The sequence below is a fragment of the Mesorhizobium sp. M7A.F.Ca.CA.004.04.2.1 genome (genome assembly GCF_004022825.1).
Classification (GTDB): Bacteria; Pseudomonadota; Alphaproteobacteria; order Rhizobiales; family Rhizobiaceae; genus Mesorhizobium.
The window spans coordinates 1-4,108 of record NZ_RZPH01000531.1; the positions used below are offsets into that span (position 1 = coordinate 1).

Consider the following 4,108-nt stretch of genomic DNA (forward strand, 5'->3'; position numbering starts at 1 on the left):
GGCGGCGGCCAGTCGACGGCGGTCGACCACATCTCGTTCGACATCGCCAAGGGCGAGACGGTGGCGCTGGTCGGCGAATCCGGTTCCGGCAAATCGGTCTCGGCGCTTTCGGTGCTGAAGCTGTTGCCTTATCCAAGCGCCAGCCATCCCTCGGGAAAGATCCTGTTCCAGGGCGCCGACCTGCTGGCGATGAACGAGAAGCAGTTGCGGCAGGTGCGCGGCAACAAGATCACCATGATCTTCCAGGAGCCGATGACTTCGCTCAATCCGCTGCACACGATCGAGCAGCAGATCGTCGAGATCCTGAAGCTGCACCAGGGCACGGCCGACCGCCCGGCCAAGGAGCGCACGCTGGCCTTGCTCAACGAGGTCGGCATCCGCGATCCGCACAAGCGCCTCGATGCCTATCCGCACCAGTTGTCCGGCGGCCAGCGCCAGCGCGTGATGATCGCCATGGCGCTGGCCAACGAGCCCGAACTTCTGATCGCCGACGAGCCGACGACGGCGCTCGACGTCACCGTGCAGGCGCAGATCCTCGAGCTGCTGGCCGGGCTGAAGAGCCGCAAGGGCATGTCGATGCTGTTCATCACCCATGATCTCGGCATCGTGCGCAAGATCGCCGACCGTGTCTGCGTGATGACCAAGGGCAAGATAGTCGAGACCGGGCCGACCAAAGAGATCTTCGCCAATCCGCAGCATGCCTATACAAGGCATCTGCTGGCGGCCGAGCCGAAGGGCAAGCCGCCGGCCGCCAATGCCGATGCCAAGCCTGTCATGACCGGCAAGGACGTAAAGGTCTGGTTCCCGATCAAGCAGGGCTTCTTCCGCCGCACCGTCGACAATGTGAAGGCCGTCGACGGCATCGATGTCACCGTGCGCGCCGGCCAGACGCTGGGCGTGGTCGGCGAATCCGGCTCCGGCAAGACGACGCTCGGCCTGGCGCTGGCAAGAATGATCTCGTCGACCGGCACGATCCAGTTCAACGGCCGCGACATCAACCAGCTGACTTTCAACGCCATGCGGCCGCTCAGGCGCGAATTGCAGATCGTCTTCCAGGATCCGTTCGGCTCGCTCAGCCCGCGCATGTCGATCGCAGAGATCATCGAAGAAGGCCTCAAGATCCACGAGCCGAAGCTGTCGCCCGACGAGCGCGACGACAAGGTGGCCGCCGTGCTGAAGGAGGTCGGGCTCGATCCGGCGACACGCAACCGCTATCCGCACGAGTTTTCCGGCGGCCAGCGCCAGCGCGTTGCCATCGCACGCGCCATGGTGCTCAACCCGCGCTTCGTCATGCTGGACGAGCCGACATCGGCACTCGACATGAGCGTGCAGGCGCAGGTCGTCGATCTGCTGCGCAGCCTGCAGGCCAAGCACGATCTCGCCTATCTCTTCATCAGCCATGATTTGAAAGTCATCCGCGCGCTCGCCAACGACGTCATCGTCATGCGCAATGGCCGGATCGTCGAAGCTGGTCCTTCCCAGCAGATTTTTGAAAATCCGCAAACCGACTATACTCGGGCGCTGATCTCGGCCGCCTTCAAGATCGAGACGGCACCGGTCGGCATCGTCAGCGAGTGATTTGCGTAGAGAGGGACTAAAAGACCGCAATGGAAAAAGGCCGTATCCTGCTTGCCGTCACCGGCTTTCATCCGCAGCGCTGGCGCGAGCTCCTGTCGGCCGAGCGCGAGGTGGTGCTGGAGCCTGACGGCGCCAGCGACCCGTCGATCACCTATGCCGTGGTGTGGAAGCAGAAGCCGAACCTGTTGTCGTCGCTGCCCAATCTGCGCGCCATCTTTTCGATCGGCGCCGGCGTCGATCATATCTTCGCCGATCCCGGCCTGCCCGATGTGCCTGTTGTCAAGGTCGTCGCCGACAATCTCACCCAGTACATGACCGAATATGTCGTCTGGCGGGTTCTCGACCATCACCGCCAGGGCCTGCTCTACCGGTCGCAGCAGCCGAAGAAGATCTGGCACGAGCCGCAGCAGAGGCCTGCCGGTGACATTTCGGTCGGCATCATGGGCCTCGGCAGTCTCGGCCGCGCCGCGGCCTCGGTGCTTTTGTCGCTCGGCTTTGCCGTCAATGGCTGGTCGCGCACCGACAAGGCCATGGAAGGCGTCGCGACCTATTCCGGCGAAGCTGGACTGATCCCCTTCCTCAAGGCCACCGACATCCTGGTGGTGCTTTTGCCGCTGACGCCTGAGACCAAGGGCATTATCAACTACGGCGTGCTGAAGGAATTGCGGAAGCGCAACGGCCTCGGCGGTTCGGTGCTGATCAATGCCGGGCGCGGCCGTCTGCAGAAGGATGCCGACATTTTGCGGGCGCTGGATGACGGCACATTGAAGGAGGCGAGCCTCGACGTGTTCGAGGTCGAACCGCTGCCGAAGACCAGTCCGCTGTGGGGGCATCCAAAAGTGTTTGTGACGCCGCACGCGGCAGCGACCTCCGATCCGGTGCATCTGGCGCCGATCATGCTGCGCCAGATGGACGCCTTCGAACGCGGTGAAAAGCTGGACAATCTGGTGGACCGCAAGGCGGGGTACTAGCCAGGCAGAGCGATCTTCTTCTGCTTGTCCGGCTGGCCGCAGTCGCGTCGATCGATCGACCGGTTCATGGCATCGATCTCACCGCTTGCCTTGTCGGTATCGCGTTTGGCCTTGGAGCGCATGTCAGGCGTGAACGGGCCGAAGCCCATCGCCGGGTTGGAGAATGTCGGCTTGGCCTTCGCCGGAAGGTTGTATTGCTGCGCCAAGCCATTGCGCTGCGCCAGCAACTGATCGCACGGCACGGTGTCGTATTGCAGGGAGGACTGGACGTTCGCATCCTGCTGTTCCGACATCGAGGTGCCGCCGACACAGCCGGCGGTCAGCAGGCAAGAGGCCAAGATCATCATGTTCCAGCGCATCGGCTATGCTCCTCCTGATATCCCGCCCTGATGCGAGCAGATCGCAAATATCAGTCGCGCATGCAAATCGGACTTTTTCACAGCAAGAAGCGGCGAGGCGGCCCCTCCGCTGGCGCGTGGCTGACGGAGCATCAAACGAAAACCCGCCTGCGCGGCGGGTCACTGGCGCAAATCAGCACCATGGGCGAAAATGTGCTGAGGGCAGGGTGTCAAGAAAAAATTCCTATCGCTGCCGGTAAAAGCTGCCGACACCGCCGAACTGGCTGTCGTCAGGTCCTTTGTCGGGCTGAGTTCGGAGCCCCGGCCACAACGACCAACCCGTTGACGTGTTCCCCACGATCCTGCCGGATGACGGTTGGCTCCAGTGAGAGGACCGAAAGCCCGTTGGCGGCCAGGACGTCGCGCACATAGTGTTGCGCATGCGCGTAGCGGCGCGACGGCAGCAGCACGAAATCGCCATCGCCAGCCAGCGTTTCGACGGAAAACGCGAACAGGCCGTCCGTCGCCAGCAAGCGGGCAATCGTCTTCACCACGCCGTCCAGCGCGCCGACATAGATGAAAACATCGGCCACCGTCACCAGATCGGCTTTCGGACCGGCATAGGGAAAATCCCGCAGATCGGCCTTGTCGAGGAAATCGTAGACGCCCTTGGCCCGCGCCTTTCTTAGCATTTTGGCCGAAATGTCATAACCCTCCAGCCGGTCGGCGATCGGCCGCAGCCTCTGCCCCATCAGGCCGGTGCCGCAGCCGAGATCCAGAGCGAGCGGGAAGCGTCCCGGCCTTGCCGCTCGAATGGCCTGGTCGAGCATCCCAGGCAGGCGGTAACCCAGCCTGCCGACCAGGGACTCATCGAAGCTCTCGGCATAGTGGTCGAACAAGGTCTCGACGAAGGCGCTGGGGAGCGCGTCGGGCGCCGGCGCCTTGCCGATCAATTGCAGGTTCAGTGCAGCGCCTTGACGATCCGATGGATCGAGTTGCAGCGACATCGTCCAGGCCTGCGCGGCCAGCTCCGCCGCGCCCGCCGCCTGCTGCATCTCGCCGAGGCGAAACCAGCCCATCGCCCATTGCGGTGTCATTTCCAGGGCGCCGAGCAGCAACTCCGCCGCCGCCGCATGGTCCCCGTCCGCGTGCAGCATCTCGGCATAATCGGCACGGCGATCGGCGTTCAAGTCGCCGGACGAGGCCTGAAGCGGTTTCATG

The 4,108-nt window shown here is 63.4% G+C and carries 4 protein-coding genes; 2 read left to right on the forward strand and 2 right to left on the reverse strand.

The genetic code is table 11. The annotated features are described in order from the left end of the window. Together EN893_RS21815 and EN893_RS21820 are read left to right on the forward strand one after the other, a co-directional pair. Positions 1-1,578: ABC transporter ATP-binding protein (locus EN893_RS21815; protein WP_164901008.1), on the forward strand; the 1,578-nt coding region annotated here is incomplete at its 5' end. Positions 1,579-1,607: 29 nt separating this feature from the next. Further along, positions 1,608-2,549 carry a glyoxylate/hydroxypyruvate reductase A gene (locus EN893_RS21820; RefSeq protein WP_127271229.1) on the forward strand — a complete coding sequence of 314 codons (942 nt, stop codon included), beginning with the start codon at positions 1,608-1,610 and terminating at the stop codon, positions 2,547-2,549. On the opposite strand, the gene EN893_RS21825 is transcribed toward EN893_RS21820, so the two are convergent. After that, complete coding sequence (locus EN893_RS21825; protein WP_127271228.1) at positions 2,546-2,908, reverse strand: hypothetical protein; 363 nt, start codon at positions 2,906-2,908, stop codon at positions 2,546-2,548. The two genes, EN893_RS21820 and EN893_RS21825, sit on opposite strands and share 4 nt — an antisense overlap. 269 nt (positions 2,909-3,177) lie before the next feature. Further along, positions 3,178-4,107 (reverse strand): methyltransferase domain-containing protein, encoded by a 930-nt coding sequence (locus tag EN893_RS21830; RefSeq protein WP_127271576.1) that lies wholly within the window; start codon positions 4,105-4,107, stop codon positions 3,178-3,180. Position 4,108: the final 1 nt, after the last annotated feature.